17 protein-coding genes are annotated in these 17,049 nt (G+C 64.2%); 6 read left to right on the top strand and 11 right to left on the bottom strand.

All coding sequences use genetic code 11. The features are described 5' to 3' along the window. Window positions 1-83: 83 nt before the first annotated feature. The 6 genes from AC0QTX_RS16290 to AC0QTX_RS16265 form a co-directional block, all read right to left on the bottom strand. Complete coding sequence (locus AC0QTX_RS16290) at window positions 84-908, bottom strand: ABC transporter ATP-binding protein (protein ID WP_474604863.1); 825 nt, start codon at window positions 906-908, stop codon at window positions 84-86. Window positions 909-922: 14 nt separating this feature from the next. Continuing rightward, window positions 923-1,384: a cupin domain-containing protein gene (locus AC0QTX_RS16285; RefSeq protein WP_474604862.1), complete on the bottom strand. Its 462-nt coding sequence runs from the start codon at window positions 1,382-1,384 to the stop codon at window positions 923-925. Window positions 1,385-1,425: 41 nt separating this feature from the next. Next, window positions 1,426-2,508 carry an ABC transporter substrate-binding protein gene (locus AC0QTX_RS16280; protein ID WP_474604861.1) on the bottom strand — a complete coding sequence of 361 codons (1,083 nt, stop codon included), beginning with the start codon at window positions 2,506-2,508 and terminating at the stop codon, window positions 1,426-1,428. A 114-nt stretch (window positions 2,509-2,622) separates the two neighbouring features. Next, window positions 2,623-3,399 carry an enoyl-CoA hydratase/isomerase family protein gene (locus AC0QTX_RS16275; RefSeq protein WP_474604860.1) on the bottom strand — a complete coding sequence of 259 codons (777 nt, stop codon included), beginning with the start codon at window positions 3,397-3,399 and terminating at the stop codon, window positions 2,623-2,625. Next, window positions 3,396-4,592 (bottom strand): CaiB/BaiF CoA transferase family protein, encoded by a 1,197-nt coding sequence (locus AC0QTX_RS16270; RefSeq protein ID WP_474604859.1) that lies wholly within the window; start codon window positions 4,590-4,592, stop codon window positions 3,396-3,398. Before AC0QTX_RS16270 ends, AC0QTX_RS16275 begins: the two co-directional genes overlap by 4 nt. A gap of 227 nt (window positions 4,593-4,819) precedes the next feature. After that, complete coding sequence (locus AC0QTX_RS16265; protein ID WP_474604858.1) at window positions 4,820-5,530, bottom strand: GntR family transcriptional regulator; 711 nt, start codon at window positions 5,528-5,530, stop codon at window positions 4,820-4,822. Window positions 5,531-5,798: 268 nt separating this feature from the next. On the opposite strand from AC0QTX_RS16265, the gene AC0QTX_RS16260 reads away from it, so the two are divergent. Then, on the top strand, window positions 5,799-6,026 hold the full coding sequence (locus AC0QTX_RS16260; RefSeq protein WP_474604857.1) for a hypothetical protein: 228 nt from the start codon (window positions 5,799-5,801) through the stop codon (window positions 6,024-6,026). Here the strand turns inward: AC0QTX_RS16260 and AC0QTX_RS16255 are convergent, their stop codons facing one another. From AC0QTX_RS16255 to AC0QTX_RS16235, 5 genes are all read right to left on the bottom strand, one after another. Beyond that, window positions 6,027-6,845 (bottom strand): alpha/beta fold hydrolase, encoded by an 819-nt coding sequence (locus tag AC0QTX_RS16255; RefSeq protein WP_474604856.1) that lies wholly within the window; start codon window positions 6,843-6,845, stop codon window positions 6,027-6,029. Between the two features lie 48 nt (window positions 6,846-6,893). Then, on the bottom strand, window positions 6,894-7,751 hold the full coding sequence (locus AC0QTX_RS16250) for an alpha/beta fold hydrolase (protein WP_474604855.1): 858 nt from the start codon (window positions 7,749-7,751) through the stop codon (window positions 6,894-6,896). Window positions 7,752-7,787: 36 nt separating this feature from the next. Beyond that, window positions 7,788-8,735, bottom strand: a complete 948-nt coding sequence (locus AC0QTX_RS16245) for an MBL fold metallo-hydrolase (RefSeq protein WP_474604854.1) — start codon at window positions 8,733-8,735, stop codon at window positions 7,788-7,790. A gap of 131 nt (window positions 8,736-8,866) precedes the next feature. Then, window positions 8,867-9,697 carry an alpha/beta fold hydrolase gene (locus AC0QTX_RS16240; RefSeq protein ID WP_474604853.1) on the bottom strand — a complete coding sequence of 277 codons (831 nt, stop codon included), beginning with the start codon at window positions 9,695-9,697 and terminating at the stop codon, window positions 8,867-8,869. Window positions 9,698-9,994: 297 nt separating this feature from the next. Further along, the gene (locus AC0QTX_RS16235; protein WP_474604852.1) at window positions 9,995-10,912 is read right to left on the bottom strand and encodes a helix-turn-helix domain-containing protein; all 918 of its coding nucleotides are present in this window, start codon (window positions 10,910-10,912) and stop codon (window positions 9,995-9,997) included. A 319-nt stretch (window positions 10,913-11,231) separates the two neighbouring features. Between AC0QTX_RS16235 and AC0QTX_RS16230 the strand changes: the two genes are divergently transcribed. The 5 genes from AC0QTX_RS16230 to AC0QTX_RS16210 all read left to right on the top strand — a co-directional run bounded on the left by AC0QTX_RS16230 (window position 11,232) and on the right by AC0QTX_RS16210 (window position 17,044). Beyond that, a complete protein-coding gene (locus AC0QTX_RS16230; RefSeq protein ID WP_474604851.1) occupies window positions 11,232-12,206 on the top strand; it encodes a helix-turn-helix domain-containing protein in 975 nt (324 codons plus the stop codon). A gap of 169 nt (window positions 12,207-12,375) precedes the next feature. After that, entirely contained in the window at window positions 12,376-13,059 is a 684-nt protein-coding gene (locus tag AC0QTX_RS16225) for a hydrolase (RefSeq protein WP_474604850.1), read from the top strand. Window positions 13,060-13,164: 105 nt separating this feature from the next. After that, on the top strand, window positions 13,165-15,129 hold the full coding sequence (locus AC0QTX_RS16220; RefSeq protein ID WP_474604849.1) for an amidohydrolase: 1,965 nt from the start codon (window positions 13,165-13,167) through the stop codon (window positions 15,127-15,129). A gap of 11 nt (window positions 15,130-15,140) precedes the next feature. Then, complete coding sequence (locus AC0QTX_RS16215) at window positions 15,141-15,389, top strand: DoxX family membrane protein (RefSeq protein WP_474604848.1); 249 nt, start codon at window positions 15,141-15,143, stop codon at window positions 15,387-15,389. Then, window positions 15,386-17,044 (top strand): MFS transporter, encoded by a 1,659-nt coding sequence (locus AC0QTX_RS16210; RefSeq protein WP_474604847.1) that lies wholly within the window; start codon window positions 15,386-15,388, stop codon window positions 17,042-17,044. Before AC0QTX_RS16215 ends, AC0QTX_RS16210 begins: the two co-directional genes overlap by 4 nt. Window positions 17,045-17,049 lie beyond the last annotated feature (5 nt).

Here is a 17,049-nt window from a genome sequence, read left to right as displayed (position 1 = left end):
TTTGCGGAACATTCCCCTCAGGGCTGTTCCACTAGCTTGCACAAGCGCAACGGGCGCTGTTCCGGTCGAAGCGACAACCACGTTCATGACGCCTCCTTCAGCGCCGCAGCACGCGTCTCAGGGTCAATCCTTTCGTCACGGACCAGCCGCAGCACCTGCTCACTTATCGCTTGCATCTCGGGGTCGGTCGTGAAGGATTCCCAATCACGTCCGCCCGCTTTACGGCGCGGCACCTCAATGCTGGCCTTGATCCGTCCCGGACGACGGCTCATGACGAGTACCCGGTCTGCCAAGAAAACCGCCTCATCCACGCTGTGGGTGATGAAGAACACAGTCTTTTTGGTGCTGAAGGTGAGGCTCGCGAGCTCTTCCTGGAGCGTGAGCCTGGTCATGGCATCGACGGCTGCAAACGGCTCGTCCATCAAGATGACATCGGGATCCGCCGCCCATGTCCTTGCGACGGCGACGCGCTGGCGCATGCCACCGGAGAGCTCGTGGGGATAGCGGTCCTCGAAGCCTCTCAATCCGGTGAGCGCGATGAGACGCTCGACGACGCGGTCCTTTTCTGCCTTCGGGGTTCCGACGATCTCGAGTCCGTGCGCAATGTTCCTGCGCACAGTCCTCCAGGGGAGAATGGCTAACTCCTGGAACACGACACCACGATCGCGTCCTGGAGCAGTCACCAGCTTGCCGTCGCAGATAATTCTCCCCCTCGTGGGGGTGATAAAGCCCGCAATGGCTTTGAGTAGGGTGGTCTTGCCACATCCGCTCGGGCCAACCAGTGTAACGAATTGGCCCGAGGGAATTTTCAGGTCGATCTGCCCCGTCGCCTGGACGGGACCGTCAGCCGTCTCGAAGAAGTGCTGGAAGCCCTCGACGATGATCTTGTCTGTGGTGGTCTCGTCCATGACAGTCACTCCTCTCAGGCCAGTTCGGATTCGGGCTCAAGGCGGGTCTTGCCGTCCTCGCTGAGCCAGATGGTCTTGGCCGCGTCGGTGCTGGGCACGCCGATGTAACAGAAGATCAAGGAGGCCTCTTCGGTCTCCGATGCGTTTGCGATGACGTGAATGGCGCCGGCAGGGACGTAGACGAAGTCGCCGCCCTCCAGGATGACCTCCTGCCGTTCACTGGCGTCGCTTCTGGCGTGCCATAGCTTGATTTTGCCGTAGAGGATGTACCAGACGACATCGTTCTCAGCATGATAGTGGGTCGGGTTCGGCCCCGCGCCCGGGACGAGAATGCTCCGCCCCATCGTCGCATTGGGATTGTCTACGGTCTTGTCGCTTATGCCGAAGCCTATCCGCAGCGGTGGCTCGTAGGTCACATCCGTCCCGATGCTGCCCTGGCGGACGACCGTGACGACCTGCTTCTCGTAGGGAACCATTTCTTTCTCCTGTTAGGTGGCAAGTGAGGTGCGCGGGCGCGCTACTTCAGGGTGCCCTTGCAATCGGTGACGCTTGTTGGAATTGGTGGGAGGTCGTCGAAGAGATTAGGATGCTCCTTCGTGACCTTGTCGAGGATGCTGCGCTCGGCGAACTCGCCGGCGGACTTGAAGCCTGCACCCTTGATCAGCCCCTCCTTGACCATGTCGTTGCCGGTCTTGAGGAGGCCCTCCTCGGTGCAAACGGAGATGCGCGGATCCCAGGCCATATGCTTGATGCCCTCAACCGCGTCCGCGAGATTTAGGCCATCGAGGTGGTAGGTAGCGATTTTGGCGGTCTCCTCCGGGTTTTTGCGGACAAACTGCGTTCCCTCCGCCAGGCCAATCGCGAATTTTTCAAGGAGGCCCTTGTTCTCGGCAATGTACTTCTCATTGGCGAGGACGCCGATCACATCCGCCACCAAACCCGGCGCGCCGCGGCTGACGGCTACTGCGTTCTCCCCGAGCTCTCGAAGGCTCTGCGAGAGGTAGGGCTCCCAAGGGACGGTAGCGTCAACCAAACCCTGCGAGAGCGAGATTGGCATATCAGGCACCGGCACGTTGACGACCTGGACCTGTTTGATGTCGAGGCCATTCTGGGCGAGGTACTCGCGCAGGTAGACCTCTTGCGTACTGCCTGCGAGACTGCCGATCTTTTTGCCGACCAGGGACTTGGCCTCCTTTGAGATGCCACGGTCGGCCCGGCCGATAATGCCGCGTCCGCCGGCCACAGCTATGAAGGCAGCGTCATTGTAGTAGGGGATCACGCCCTTGAGCATGTTGCCGCTTGCGCGCGCGCTAGCGGTGGTGGTTCCCATATTGGCTCCACCGAGCTGGGCCTCGCCGGCATTCAGGGCCTGGGTGATTTCACGGCCGCTGGCAACCAGTTTGAGTCTGACGTTGAGCCCCTGCTTTGCCCAGTACCCGTTCTCGACCGCCGCAAAGGCCGGCACGCTGAAGAGGTTGTTGCCGAGGACGAAGACGATTTCGCGCGCTTGGCCCTGCTGGGCGTGAGCGGCAGGGGCAGCGAGCAATGCGACCGATGCGGCGATAGCCAGCGCGGCGCGTCTTGTGACGTTATGAGTCATTGGATTTCCTCCGTTGTATCCGGCTTCTGGTCTGCCGCCCGGCTTATCATTCGGACCCGTTTCGGCCCGTGTAGCGGCTTCTCGAACGCCTCGGGGTGGCAAGCCCTTTCGTGCTCAGCGCCCCTCCCACTTAGGCTGCGTCTTGGCCACAAATGCCTCTACGCCAATGCGGAAATCACGGCTGCCATAACTCTGGGCGACGAGGTCGTCGCCGGGCGGCATGGCCGAATGTAGAAGGCGGCGGATAGCCTCCTTCGCGGTTCGCATGGTGATTGGAGCATTGACGGCGAGACGGTCACAAATCTCGGCAACCCTGCCACCAAGTGCTTCCGGCTCGACGATCTCGCTCAGGAATCCGCTCGCGAGCGCCTCCTCAGCGTGTAGAGGCTCAGCCATCAGCAGCATTTTCTTGACGCGCGAGGCACCAAACCCGGCGACAAGGCGCGCATAGTTCTCCGTCGACAGGCAGTTGCCGAGGGTACGGGCAATTGGCACCCCGAACCGGGATCCGGGTGTGGCGATCCTGAGATCACAAACGCCCGCTATCGCCAGCCCCCCGCCGATGGCCCACCCCTCAATGACCGCTAGTGTTGGAACTGGGAGGCTCTCGATGGTCGAAAGGTAGACTTCCATCTGCCTCTCGTACGCGATCCCATCGTCAGCCGATGAGAAATCGCGGAACTGAGCGATGTCGGTTCCGGCCACAAAAGCCTTGCCACCCGCCCCACGGAATACCACGCACCGGACCTCAGGATCTGCGGCAATCGTCTCGCAGGCCTCCTTCAGTTGCCGGTACATCGGCCAAGTCATCGCGTTACGCGCCTCGGGCCGGTTGAAGACAACCCATCCGACAACGCCTTCGCGATGGTACGTGACGGCTCCCTCGCTCATGCGGCCGTGGCCCCCTCGTTCCTGGCCTCACGCATGGCGTCCGCTGGCAGGCCGAGCTCTTTCAGCACCTCCTCAGTGTGCTGCCCGAGCATTGGGGGTGGGTACCGCACTTCTTGAGGCGTCCTACTCAATTTGACCGGGAAGCCGAGGGAATTGATTGATCCCTCAGCCGGGTGATCGATCTGCATCACCATTTTCCGTTCGAGGGTGTGCTCCGCTGCGAGAGCTTGGGCAAAGTCATAGACTGGCGCCGCCGGAACGCCGACGGCCAAGAGTTCGTCTACCCATTCAGCGGCGGATTTCTTCCTGAACGCCGGCTCAATTGCGTCGATAAGCTCTTGTCTGTGCTTTAACCGCCCCACGTTGTCCCTAAACCGGGGATCGTCTATCAGCTCCGGCTGGCCAATCACGTTGCATAGACTTATCCAGAGTTTCTGGTTTGCAGCCCCGACGACGAAGAAGCCATCCGAGGCGCGTATCGCCTGGTAAGGCGCACTCATGCGGTTCGCCGTGCCGAGCGGCTGGGGCGTCCGTCCCGTTCCCCAGTACTCAGTCACTTCCCAGATCGAGAGGGCGAGTGCGGTCTCGAACAACGAGGCATCGATGTGCTGCCCCAACCCGGTCTTCTCACGGCCGATATAGGCGCTCAGGATACCATAGAGCGCCAACATGCCCGATCCGAGATCAGCAATCGGCACTCCGCACTTCACCGGTTCGCCGCCAGGCAAACCTGTAGCACTGAGGACGCCTGACATTGCCTGCGCGATAAGATCGAATCCAGGTCGCTGCGACCACGGCCCTGTCTGCCCAAAGCCCGAAATGCTGGCATAGATCAAGCGAGGATTGATTTTGTTGAGGGTAGTATAGTCGATCTTCAGCCGGGATGTGACGCCCGGGCGATTGTTCTCGACGAGGATGTCAGCCGTCTCAACCAGTTTGTAGAAGACTGCACGTCCTGCTTCACTCTTAAGATCGATCTCGACGCTTCGCTTGTTGCGATTGAGTGCTAGGAAGCCTGGACTGTCGTCGCTCTGGAGACGGAAGCCCATTGCCCGTCGCGTTTGGTCGCCAACCCCAGGAGGCTCAACTTTGATGACATCAGCGCCCATGTCACCAAGAAGCATGCAGCAAAATGGACCGGCCATGACTTGGCTGACGTCAAGGACGCGGATTCCGGAGAGGGGAAGCGTCATACCGCTCCTCCCATCCGATGCCGCCGGCGCAGGCGGAATATACTAAGGTTTGAGCTCCAGCAGACCTCGATGACGACGCGCGTGGGCATCATGGGCTTCCTCCGAAATGTTGCCGTCCGGACTTTTGTACGTCCCGACCACGCTCGCGGCTGGCCGGTTGGTCGGTTCAATCGCCGTCCGGGCCGTTGGCGCGGCCTTCGGAGACGAGAAGTGAGCTGTCAGGCTCCTCACAGCCGGGTCAGCCCGAACTGCTCGATAATCGCAACCATACCGTTCGAAGCCTTCTCACGGTGGTCGCGGTAGAGGCGTCTGGCTTGGACAGCGTCACCTGCGAGGATCGCATTGACAACATCCCGATGCTCGCGCGTCGAATCGACGGGTTTGGGGCGAAGCCGGAGCGTAAACATTCTGGCACGGTGCGACTGCTCCCAGACACCCATCACCATAGCTGCAAGGCGCCTGTTTCCGCAGAGCTCGACAAGGGAAAAGTGGAAGCGCTCATCGGCACTCGCCCACGCCCTTAGATCATCGCGCTCAAGAGCCGCTTCCATGTCATCGCATGCCTGCATAAGCGGCGCGATCTCCTCCTTGGACGGCCTTCGCTTCGCAAGAAGATCAGTCGCGGTAAGCTCAAGACTGATCATGATTTCGTAGATTTCCCGCATATCTCGCGGTGAGAGCGGCAGTACTTTCATGCCATGCCGCGGAACGACCTGGACGAGGCCTTCCTGTTCCAACCTGACGAGCGCCTCCCGGATCGGCGTACGCGAGAGCCCCAGATCATCTGCAAGCGCCTGCTCGAGAACAGCGATCCCTGGTGCGTAATCGTTGTCCAAAATGCGCTGCTTGATCTTAGCGTATGCCACATGGGCGGAACGCTCCGCCGACTTTCCTGCGGGCGGCTCAGATATGGATTTTGGAAGGCTTGCTGGTTTCATATCCGCTTACGTATCCGAACGTCATATAAGTTAACGTATACGCTAACGTCCTAATTGCAAGCGCAAAAGTTTTTAGGCACCCCTAAGCTTTTGCGAGGCTACTAAGGAGAATCTTGCCCATCTCTGGGTTGAGGTAGCTTGATTAAGAGTGACTATGGTGTTTTCTCGGAGTCTCAGGCGGACACCCCCTCTCCGCCATCGCCTTCTAGACCCCGGCTTACCAGGCCCACGTGCGGGACGGGAGATCGCTCCCGCAGGCGAGCTGCGCGTGACCACCTACGACCCGCTCCTGATCCACCTGCTCACGCCTTTCTTCACGCAGTTCCGTAAGGCATGCCGAAACGTGCGCCTCGATGTGGTGCTGGCCAGTCAGGAGCTGAACTTGTCCAAGCGTGATGCGGACGTGGCGATCCGGGCCACTGACAATCCACGCGAGACCCTCGTCGGCAAGCAGCGCAAGCTCATCGAAGGCGCGCTGCCCGGACATGCGGCCTGATCAGGCCGTACGGGCTGCACCGAGCGGCCTGGCATTACTGGCGTTGGAGCGGGCGTTCTGCACGGCCCAGTCCAGCGCGTAGTCCGCCACCTCCTCCCAGCCGCGGTCCAGGCACGTCCAGTGCGAGCGGTCGGGAAAGATCTTCAGGTCGGTTCGCGACCCAGCCTGCTTCTGCTTCCGGTGAATCGCCTCGGTCATTGTGGCGTCGGCGATCAGGTCCAGACCGCCGCCGATGAGCAGGAGCGGCGCGCGGTCCGGGTTGTCCCAGCGGATCTTTCCGGGACTGACGATGCCATCCCAGTACACCTTTCCCGGCGTGGGCACGATGTAGCGGTCGTAGGCGGCGTCCTGTTCGTCCTTCGGCAGGGTCTGCGCGAAGCGCCGTCCGAAGAAGCGGCGCGACATGGTCATGACGCGGCGCCAACTGCCAAAGGAGAGGAAGACCGGGAGGGCCGACACGATGGCATGGCGGCCGAGCGGCACGCCGGCTGTCGGGGCGGGGTTGATCGCGACGCCCGCAACGCCATGGCCGCGGTCGAGCAGCATCTGCGTGAACACCCCTCCGGCGGAGTGGCCGATGATGATCGGCTCTTCCGGCAGGGCGCGGATCTCGCCCTCGTAATGGTCGATGATCCGCCGGATGCCCACGTTGCGCAGGTCCTCATGCGGGGACGCGCGCAGCTCGGCCGGGGAGCGCTCGTCGTGGGGCCACGATGGCGCAGCCACATGGTAGCCCTTCGCCTCGTAGCGGGTCTTGAATCCTTCCCAGCTGTGCCCGTTGAGCCAGGCGCCGTGGATCAGGAGGATGGTCTTGGACATGATACGTCTCCTTCGTCATGCCGTCATGCCTGCCGGAAAGAGGCCGCCTCAGGTGTTGCGCACGAAGCTCGCGATCACGTCGGCGCTGATCTGTGGGTATTGGTGCTGCGGCCCATGCCCCGACTGCGGGAAGGTGACGAGGTGGAGCGTTTTCATCTCCTGGTTGAGCGCGTACCAGTTCTCGACCGGAAAGACGATGTCGTGATCGCCACCGACATGCAGGATCGGGATCGCCGTGCCCTTCAGGGCCTGAAGGACGGGGTCGGCGGGGAACATCGGATTTCGCGGTCCGGCGCCGAGGTTGGCCCGGGCGAAGTCGGTGGGCACCGCGGGGCTGCGCCCCTGCTTGCGCTGTGCGATGCGCTCCGCCGAGCGACGGGCGGCTTCCCGGCTCGTCTCCGAAGCGGGTTCGAAGAACAGGATGACGAAATCCTCGAAGTCGTTCTCCGCCTTTCCGGCGACGTCATAGAAGAGCTGCTCGGCGGTCTTCGCCAGGAAACCGGGCGGTCCCGTGCCGATCAGCACCGCGTGGCTGATGCCTGCCGGATCCAGGGCGACTACCACCTGGGCAGCCAGCCCCCCGAGCGACCATCCGCCAATCACGGCATCTTCCAGGCCGAGCGCCTTGATCAGGTCGCGCGGGTCCTTCGCCATCTCGAAAGGGTTGTAGGTCGCCGTGCCGGTGGAGAGCCCGAGGCCGCTGTAGTCGAATGTCACGACCCGGAAGCCCTGGCCCGCGAGCGCGTCGAGAAAGGCCGGATCCCACTCATCCATGGTGCCGCGGAAGCGCGTGCAGAGCACGAGCGGCTTGCCCGCCCCGATGGAGCGGTAGGCCAGCGTCCGACCGCCGGCCTCCGCGAACTGGTTGGGAGCCTCTATTGCGCTGAATCGGGGTGCGTCCTGCATAGTGCGTCTCTCCAAGGTTGAGCCTGAGTGGGTGCGTCATGCAGCGGCGAACCGGTAAGCGCTACCCAGGCGCTCGGCATAGCCGACGCCAGGGTAGGTCCAATGATACCCGAGGAGCTTGATCCGGTCGGTCGCCGCACGCTCCAGGAGCGCCCGGCGGTTTGGAATCGCCACGTCATGCAGCATGTCGAACCCGAACTTCCAGGTGGGATGCTCGAACGAGACGACGACGTTGGTGGCCGCATCGCCTGTGATGATGAGCCCCTCCCCGCCGTCGAGTTCAAGAGACACATGGCCCGGCGTGTGGCCTGCCGTGTCGAGGACGCGCAGGCCGGTGACGATGTCGTCTCCCGGCTTCACCAGGGTCACCCGCTCCCGGATGGCGGAGAGGTCGCGCTGCGCTCCGCGGGCGAACTCGTGCAACGCGTCCGGCATCGACGTGCGATAGTCCGGATCCATCCAGAACTGCCATTCGGCGGCGCTCACATAGTAGGCCGCATCCGGGAAGATCAGGCGCCCGTCCGGTCCAAGCGTCCCGCCGACATGGTCAGGATGGGCATGGGTGCAGACGATCTTCGTGACCGAAGCCGGATCGATCCCGGCCTCTCTGAGGTTGGCGGCAAGCCGCCCGGCGCTGGCCTGGAACTTGTCGCCGGAGCCGTTGTCGACGAGGATCAGATCCTGCCCTGACCGGATCAGCGGGATGTTGGCGTTGACGGGCGCGGTGTCGCCTGTCCCGCCCAGCCGCCGGAGGATGTCGGCCTGTTCCTGCGGCGGGGCCTCCGGCGCGATGATACTGATCGGCAGGGTGATGAAGCCGTCGCTGATGACGGTGATGTCGAAATCGCCTTGCCTGAAGCTGTGCGTTGCGGCGGCGCGTGCCCGCGCCGCCAGCAGGGGCGACACCACCAAGGTCGAGGCCGCCATCAGCAACTGGCGCCGATCAAGGCTGGTCTTGGACGGATCAGGCCGTTGGCGGTCCATCGGACGCTCCCGGATAGGCGTTGGCACCGTGTCCGGTGGATGGTCAGGCACCAACCACCGGAGTCTCATGCGTGGCTCGGGTCAGAAGCCCGGAATTCCATCACTTGCTGCCCTGAACACGCGCCCGCAGTTCAGGCCGCCCCCTTGATGAAGGCCAGGAGGTCGGCGTTCACGACGTCAGGATGGGTCGTGCAGAGCCCATGCGGCAGCCCCTCGTAGACCTTGAGGGTCCCATGCTTCAGGAGCTTGACGGACAGCGGCGCGGAATCCGCGAAAGGCACGATCTGATCGTCGTCGCCATGCATCACCAGCGTAGGGACCCCGATCTTCTTGAGGTCCTCCGTGAAGTCGGTTTCCGAGAAGGCCTTGATGCAGTCGTATTGCGGCTTGATGCCCCCCATCATGCCCTGTCGCCACCAGTTGTCGATCACGCCCTGTGAGACCTTCGCACCGGGACGATTGAAGCCATAGAAGGGACCTGCCGGCACATCCACGTAGAACTGCGCCCGGTTCGCCGCGACGGCCGCGCGGAAGCCATCGAAGACCTCGAGCGGCAGACCGCCGGGGTTCTTGTCCGACTTGACCATAATGGGCGGCACCGCGCCGATCAGCACCGCCTTGGCCACGCGTCCCGGCTCAGCGCGGGCAACGTAGCGAGCCACCTCGCCGCCTCCGGTGGAGTGGCCGATGTGGATCGCGCTCTTGAGGTCAAGGGCTTTCGCCAGTTGGACGACATCATCGGCATAGGTGTCCATCTCGTTGCCGTGAGCGGTCTGTGTCGAGCGACCATGGCCACGGCGGTCATGGGCGATGACGCGGTAGCCCTGATGAAGGAAGAACAGCATCTGGCTGTCCCAGTCATCCGAGCTGAGCGGCCAGCCATGGTGAAAGACGATGGGCTGTCCGCTGCCCCAGTCCTTGTAGAAGATTTCCGTGCCGTCCGTCGTCGTGATGGTATTCATCGTTCTCGCTCCTTCAGTGGATGGGGATCGTGTCTGGGCGGATGCCGGGCCAGGGCCCATACCGAAGTGAGCCGCGGCCACGATTCCAACGGTGCCCAGCAGGACATCGCGTCGGGACGCCGAGGGACCGGGGCGATCAGGACTCGACATGGGCGACCCCCATCTTCAGAGCGGTGCTGACGTTCTAGATCAGCCATGCCGGAGCCTCTTGAACGATGCGGTGGCAAATTTGTCTGAAACTGCCCTCGTGCTCCGGGCGCTTGGACCAGCCCGGCAATGCCGGCGGCGCGGGGGCGTTCAACCTCCCATCAGGCGCTTCCAGGCGCCAGGCGTGGCCCCGACCCTGCCGGAGAAGACCCGGGTGAAATGGCTCTGATCCGCGAAACCACACGCCATTGCCACATCGGAAACGGTCCGGCTCGGATCGAGCAGCAGGGCCTTCGCACGCTTGAGCCGCTGCTCCATAAGCCAGCGGTGGGGAGGAAGCCCTGTCGTCCGCTTGAAGGCCCGGGAGAAGTGGCCTGCGGAGAGCCCGCAGGCTGCCGCGAGATCTGACAGGCTCACATCCCCCCGCAGGTCGGCCATGAGCATCTCTTTTACCCGGCGTTCCTGAACTGGCGACAGACCTCCCTTGATCGGATCTCCGCCCGGTGTGAGACCTCCATAGGCGAAGGCCAGGTGGGTGCTCATCGCGGCCGCGATCTGATCGGCGAACAATCGGGTCGCTTCCCAGGGGCGTTCCAACGCAGGACGGAGGGACAGGGCGAGGTGGAGCATCACGTCATCCCTTTGCTCAGAGTCGAGCGGACATGTCAGCCGCCCGATCTTCGGCGCGCGCAGGTCCTCCGCCAGTCCGTCCAGGGTATGCTGAGGCACGAAGAAATTGATCGTGTGGAACGGCTGCTGCAGGTCCGTGGTCCAGGAGTGGCGCAGGTCGAGGATCGACAGGCTGCCGCCTCGGAACGCGGGCCGTCGCAGATGGTGACCGTCGCGCCAGATGTCGTGAGGCTCGAAGCTGCTGAGCTTCACCACCACCATGTATGTGTCCGACACCGGGTTCGGGGCCGTGGTTCCGAATCCGGGCAGATCGCGCCGGTACTGCGCGATGGAAAGGGAGCCCCTCTCGACGGTTCTGAGCAGCAGTTGGTTGGCGGCGTCGAGCCGTTTCCCTGCCGCGAAGAACGGCCGCTCGTTGATCTCTGCAACGTCCGACATCGATGCCAGAGCTCCGCGCCTGTCCCAGCCTCAAGCTTCATAGTCCTGAATTCTGGCGGTTTTGCAACGCTCCCGGGAGGCATCCGGCCGCCCAGTCTCGACACCCGAGCCCCTCACACCCCGGTTGTACGTTTCTGCCGCCGGTGGAAGACGGCTGACCAAATCGACCGACCTCCTCCGGCCGCATGTCACTTCTGTGCTGAAACCAGCCGCGGACCGCTGTTTTCTGTACGCGACGAATCGGAAAACCGCCGACACGAGTCCCCGCTAGTTGCGTCCTGCGCCAGCTAAACCGCTTGAACGACCGAGGAGGACAGAAATGATGCGTCATCAAGCGTCCAAGCCCGTCGATCCGAAATCCGCCCTGCGCGCCGTCGAGGGCATTCGACTGCCCGGGGGTGTACCGCCGGCATGGAGGAAGCCCCTCGTCACGGCCCACAGAGGCGCCGACCTGCTCGTGCGGCAGCATAGGACCTTCGCCGGCGCGACAGCCGTCATCAAGGACCTTGAGGGCACGTCGGGGCCCTACTCGGGCGGCGCCCATGCGGCCTGCGCCCAGCTCACGATGCGCCTCGCCCATGCGGGGGGCCCGATCCGCTTCGCGGAAACGGCCGCCAAGGCGATCACGGCGCCCAAGACCAGCGGCGAGGCCGTCCACTTCGTTCCGGCTGACACGCCGATCTTCGGCTATAGCGAGAACATGCGCCACATGCGCTACGTCGCCCTGCAGTTCGATCCGGCGACGGCGGTGGTGATGGGCGAGGAAGCGGTCAACCCGCTGGCTCTCGTCACCCCCCGTCTCACCTTTGTCGACCAGAGGCTGCTGGGCCTCGCCCGCCTCATCGAAATCGAGCTGACGAGCGAGCGCCCGACGAATCCGCTCTATGGAGACAGCATCTTCCTGGCCATGCTGGTCGCGCTCTCCGAGACATTCGAGGGACCGGGCCCACCGCAGCGGCGGGGCGGCCTTGCGTTGTGGCAGCTCAGGCGCGTGACCGACTACATCGACGACCGTCTCGGAGACCGGATCGAGCTCGGGGAGCTGAGCTCCGTCGCAGGGCTCTCCCAGGCCTACTTCTGCCGTGCCTTCAAGGCCTCAACCGGCCTGGCGCCGCACCAGTGGCAGCTGGAGGCGAGGCTGCGCCGGGCAAGGCATCTCCTCCTGACGAGCCGCATGTCCATCGCCGAGATCGCGCTCGACGTCGGTTTCGCGGATCAGGCCCACTTCACACGGGCGTTCACACGGGCGGTCGGGACCAGCCCGGGAGCCTGGAGAAGGACCCGCCAGACCTGAGGAAAATTCCGGCACCGGAAGCATGCCACGGCAATCCGAAGCAAAAGTCACGCAGGTTCCGACAAGATGCCTAGGGGCGAACGGTCGACACTGCTGACCATCTCAGGACGCGGACACATACCGTGGAGCGTCATCGAAATCCCTGTCCACCAACACAAGGAGGCGCCTGATGGCCCAAGCAACACCGACTCCGGGCACCATGCTCATCAAGCCCGACGACCATCTGCTGATCATGATCGACTTCCAGTCGCAGATGTCCTTCGCCACCCGGTCGATCGACGGGGTCATGCTGCGCAACAACGCTGCGCTCGTCGCCCACGCGGCCGCCGGGTTCGGTGTCTCGACCATCCTCACCACCGTGGCGGAAAGAAGCTTTTCGGGACCCATGTTCAGCGAGATCACCGACGCCTTTCCCGGCGAGAAGATGGTCGACCGCACCTCCATGAATGCCTGGGAGGACGCCGGCGTCGTCGAGCGCATCAATGCTGTCGGCAAGAACCGCATCGTGCTGGCCGGCCTGTGGACGTCCGTCTGCATCGTCGGTCCGGCCCTATCAGCTCTGGATCAGGGCTTCGAGGTCTATGTCATTGCCGATGCCTGCGGCGATGTTTCGGAGGAGGCTCACGAGCGCGCGATGGGGCGGATGGTGCAGGCCGGGGTGCGTCCGATGACGTCGCTGCAGTACCTGCTGGAGTTGCAGCGCGACTGGGGGCGGGCCGAGACCTACGACCTGACCACCGGGATCGCAAAAAAGTTCGGCGGGGCCTACGGCCTCGGCATCATCTACGCCAAGACGATGTTCGGCGCGAGCGAAGGCGACCACGCGACCCAGCCGGCGGTCGCCGCGGAATGAGCCCCGTCCCGGGCGGGTGGGGTTCGTGATCCCGACCCTGCCCGAAGCCATTCCCGTTCCCATGCGCTCTGCCCTGCGGCGGGCGCCTGACCGCGGAGGCATGCCATGGCGGGCGACCCCGACCGTCGCACATTCGTCGCCGGGCTCGGTGCATTGGCCACCGGCCTGCCCTTCTCGGAAACCAGCAAGGCGCAGCCCATGACCATGCCCGCCGACCTTATCCTGTTCAACGGCCGGGTCACGACCCTTGACCGCCAGAAGCCCGAAGCAACGGCGCTCCTCATCCGGGACGGACGCTTCGCGGCCGTCGGTGACGAAACAGAGGTAATGCCTCTCGCCGGTCCAACCACGCAGCGGATCGACCTCAAGGGACGACGAGTCATCCCAGGGCTGATCGACAGCCACATGCACATCATCCGCGGCGGCCTCAACTACAACATGGAACTGCGCTGGGACGGCGTGCGCTCCCTGGCTGACGCCATGCGCATGCTCAAGGAGCAGGTCGACCGCACCCCGGCCCCTCAATGGGTGCGCGTGGTCGGCGGCTTCACCGAGCATCAGTTCGCCGAGAAGCGCCTGCCGACCCTCGACGAGATCAACGCCGTCTCGCCCGACACGCCCGTCTTCATCCTCCACCTGTATGACCGCGCCCTGCTCAACGGCGCCGCCCTGCGGGCGGTCGGCTATACCAAGGACACGCCCAACCCGCCCGGCGGCGAGATCCAGCGTGATGCTCGCGGCAACCCCACGGGCCTGCTGATCGCAAAGCCCAACGCCACCATCCTGTACGCCACCCTGGCTAAGGGTCCGAAGCTCCCACCCGAGTATCAGAAGAACTCCTCGCGCCACTTCATGCGGGAGGTGAACCGCCTCGGGGTGACCGGCGTGATCGATGCGGGCGGCGGGTTTCAGAACTATCCCGATGATTATCAGATCATCGAGGAGTTGCACCGCGAAGGACACCTCACGGTGCGCCTGGCCTACAACCTGTTCACTCAGAAGCCGAAGGAGGAGCTCAGGGACTTCGACAGCTGGGCCAAGCAGGTCAAGCCGGGTCAGGGCGACGATCTCTACCGCCACAACGGTGCGGGCGAGATGCTGGTCTATTCCGCCGCCGACTTCGAGGACTTCAAGGTCGAGCGCCCCGAGATGCCGCCCAACATGGAAGGGGATCTTGAGCCGGTCGTCCGCCTGCTGGTCGAGAATCGCTGGCCCTGGCGCCTGCACGCCACCTACAACGAGACCATCACCCGAGCGCTCGACGTGTTCGAGACGGTGAACCGGGACATTCCCTTCGATGGCCTGCACTGGTTCTTCGATCATGCCGAGACCATCGACGACCGCAACATCGACCGCATCGCGGCGCTTGGCGGCGGCATCGCCGTCCAGCACCGCATGGCGTTCCAGGGCGAGGACTTCGTCGAGCGCTACGGCAGCAGGGCGGCCGAGCGCACGCCGCCGATCAAGCGCATGCTGGATGCCGGCGTTCCGGTCGGCGCCGGCACCGACGCCACCCGTGTTGCCTCCTACAATCCATGGGTGTCGCTGTCCTGGCTCGTGACCGGCAAGACGCTGGGAGGACTGACGCTCTACCCATCGGCTAATCGCCTTGACCGGGAGAGCGCCCTGCGGCTGTGGACCGAGGCCAACACCTGGTTCTCCAATGAGGCCGGCAAGAAAGGACAAATCAGGCAAGACCAACTGGCCGATCTGGCGGTGCTGTCCGACGACTACTTTGCCGTGCCGGAGGACGCGATCCAGGACATCACGTCGGTTCTGACGCTTCTGGGCGGCAGGGCCGTGCATGGCGACGCCGAGTTCAAGGATCTCGCGCCGTCCCTTCCCCCGCCCATGCCGGACTGGTCGCCCGTGCGCAGCTATGGCGGCTACCGGCAGCGAGCCGGCAATGACGAGGCCCGCAAGTACGCCTTCGCGGCGGCGGCCTGCGCCTGTGCCAGTTCCTGCGGGGTGCATGGCCATGCTCATGCCGGCGCCTGGGCTGCGAACACACCCGCGTCGGACGCGCGCTCGTTCTGGGGCGTGCTCGGCTGCTCCTGCTGGGCGTTCTGATGGAGGGCGCCATGACCGGCATCGCAGTTCCCCGCTCCATTGACCGGATGCTGACCCTGCCCGGCCTTGACGCCCTGGTACGCCTGGCGCTCGCGTCGCCCTTTCTCATCAGCGGTGTCGCGAAGCTCCTCGACTTCTGCGGAGCCGTCGATGAGGTCACAGGCTTGGGTCTGCAGCCCGCCACTCCGGTTGCGGCGGCCATCATGGGTGGGCTTGCTCTCGCAGCCCTGTTCGCCCGTGGACGGAGTGGGCGATCATGACCCAGAGCACGACCGTCGCAAACGCGGTGCCGCCCCCTCCCCCCGGCACGTTCGCCCCGCTCCATCACCGCCTCTTCGCGGTGATCTGGACCGCCACGGTGCTCGGCAATATCGGTACCTTCATGCGCGACGTGTCCTCCTCCTGGCTGGTGACGGAGATCTCCGCCTCACCCGCCACAGTCGCCATGATCCAGGCGGCGGGCACCCTGCCGATTTTCCTCCTGGCCATTCCCGCAGGGGTCCTGTCCGACATCCTCGACCGCCGTCGCTTTCTCATCGTGATCCAGATCGCGCTTGCGGTGGTGAGCTCCCTTCTCGCCGTTTTGGCATGGACCGGTAATATCTCGGTGGAGAGCCTCGTCCTTCTCACGTTCCTCGGCGGGGTGGGCGCAGCGCTCGCCACGCCGGCGTGGCAGGCAATCACCCCGGAGCTCGTCCCGCGATCCGATCTGAAAGGTGCCGTTGCCCTGAATTCACTCGGCATCAACATCGCCCGATCCATCGGACCCGCCCTGGGAGGATTTCTGCTGGCAGGATTTGGGGCCGCAACGGTCTATGGTGTTGATGTCCTCACCTATCTGGTGGTCGCGGCCGCCCTGCTGTGGTGGCGGCGTGAGGCCGACACGGATGACGGCCTGCGGGAGCACTTTGGCGGGGCGCTGCGGGCGGGCCTCCGTTATGCGCAGGCCAGCCGCGATCTCCATCGCGTCCTGTGGCGCGCCGTGCTGTTCTTCGCCTTCGCCAGCGCCGTCTGGGCGCTCCTGCCCATCGTGGCGCGCCAGGAGATTGGCGGTGGCCCCAGCTTCTACGGCCTGATGCTCGGAAGCGTCGGAGCCGGCGCCATCGGGGGTGCGGTTGTGCTGCCGCGGGTTCGTGCCCGCCTCGGACAGGATTGTCTCGTGCTTGCGATGTCGCTGGTAACGGCCGGCGCCACCGCCTTGCTCGCGCTGACGAACCTGGAGGTCGTGGCGCTCATCGCGACCTTCGTGCTCGGCATCGCCTGGATCACGATGCTGACGACGCTCAACGGCACCATGCAGGCCATCCTGCCGAACTGGATCCGGGGCCGGGGCTTGGCGATCTATCTGACAGCCTTCAACGGGGCCATGGCGGCGGGCAGCCTGGGGTGGGGCTTCCTGGCACAGGGCATCGGCACGGACAGAACACTCATCATCTCGGGTCTCGGCCTAGCCCTGATCGCGGTGGTGGCTCACCGGGCTCCTCTGCCCAGCGGAGAGGGTGACCTGACCCCGTCTCAGCATTGGCCCGAGCCGGCGATGGCCGAACCCGTCGCCCATGACCGGGGGCCGGTGCTGGTCATGGTCACCTATCGCGTCTCTCCGGCGGATCGCGACACCTTCCTCGCTGCCCTGCATCGGCTTTCGGAGGAACGTCGTCGCGACGGTGCCTATGCCTGGGGCGTCTCCGAGGATGCGGCGGATCCCGAGCACATCGCCGAGTGGTTCTTCGTCGAGTCCTGGGCCGAGCACCTGCGCCAGCACAAGCGGGTCTCAAGAGCGGATGCCGACATGCAGGCGGAGGCGCGGCGCTTCCACCGTGGAACGGAGCCGCCGCTCGTCCAGCATTTCCTGGCCCTCAAGCCACGGGGCCACAAGGCGACGGCTCAACCCGACAAGGGGGATATCTCGTCATGAAAGTC

The sequence above is a fragment of the Microvirga sp. jy35 genome, assembly GCF_056148915.1.
The sequence above is the reverse complement of the archived record's forward strand: the minus strand, read 5'-3'. Positions and strand labels throughout refer to the sequence as shown.

Coding starts and splice junctions, on each gene's coding strand:
- AC0QTX_RS16290 (WP_474604863.1), bottom strand. CDS start 908: ATGGACGAGACCACCACAGACAAGATCATCGTCGAGGGCTTCCAGCAC.
- AC0QTX_RS16285 (WP_474604862.1), bottom strand. CDS start 1,384: ATGGTTCCCTACGAGAAGCAGGTCGTCACGGTCGTCCGCCAGGGCAGC.
- AC0QTX_RS16280 (WP_474604861.1), bottom strand. CDS start 2,508: ATGACTCATAACGTCACAAGACGCGCCGCGCTGGCTATCGCCGCATCG.
- AC0QTX_RS16275 (WP_474604860.1), bottom strand. CDS start 3,399: ATGAGCGAGGGAGCCGTCACGTACCATCGCGAAGGCGTTGTCGGATGG.
- AC0QTX_RS16270 (WP_474604859.1), bottom strand. CDS start 4,592: ATGACGCTTCCCCTCTCCGGAATCCGCGTCCTTGACGTCAGCCAAGTC.
- AC0QTX_RS16265 (WP_474604858.1), bottom strand. CDS start 5,530: ATGAAACCAGCAAGCCTTCCAAAATCCATATCTGAGCCGCCCGCAGGA.
- AC0QTX_RS16255 (WP_474604856.1), bottom strand. CDS start 6,845: ATGTCCAAGACCATCCTCCTGATCCACGGCGCCTGGCTCAACGGGCAC.
- AC0QTX_RS16250 (WP_474604855.1), bottom strand. CDS start 7,751: ATGCAGGACGCACCCCGATTCAGCGCAATAGAGGCTCCCAACCAGTTC.
- AC0QTX_RS16245 (WP_474604854.1), bottom strand. CDS start 8,735: ATGGACCGCCAACGGCCTGATCCGTCCAAGACCAGCCTTGATCGGCGC.
- AC0QTX_RS16240 (WP_474604853.1), bottom strand. CDS start 9,697: ATGAATACCATCACGACGACGGACGGCACGGAAATCTTCTACAAGGAC.
- AC0QTX_RS16235 (WP_474604852.1), bottom strand. CDS start 10,912: ATGTCGGACGTTGCAGAGATCAACGAGCGGCCGTTCTTCGCGGCAGGG.
- AC0QTX_RS16230 (WP_474604851.1), top strand. CDS start 11,232: ATGATGCGTCATCAAGCGTCCAAGCCCGTCGATCCGAAATCCGCCCTG.
- AC0QTX_RS16225 (WP_474604850.1), top strand. CDS start 12,376: ATGGCCCAAGCAACACCGACTCCGGGCACCATGCTCATCAAGCCCGAC.
- AC0QTX_RS16220 (WP_474604849.1), top strand. CDS start 13,165: ATGGCGGGCGACCCCGACCGTCGCACATTCGTCGCCGGGCTCGGTGCA.
- AC0QTX_RS16215 (WP_474604848.1), top strand. CDS start 15,141: ATGACCGGCATCGCAGTTCCCCGCTCCATTGACCGGATGCTGACCCTG.
- AC0QTX_RS16210 (WP_474604847.1), top strand. CDS start 15,386: ATGACCCAGAGCACGACCGTCGCAAACGCGGTGCCGCCCCCTCCCCCC.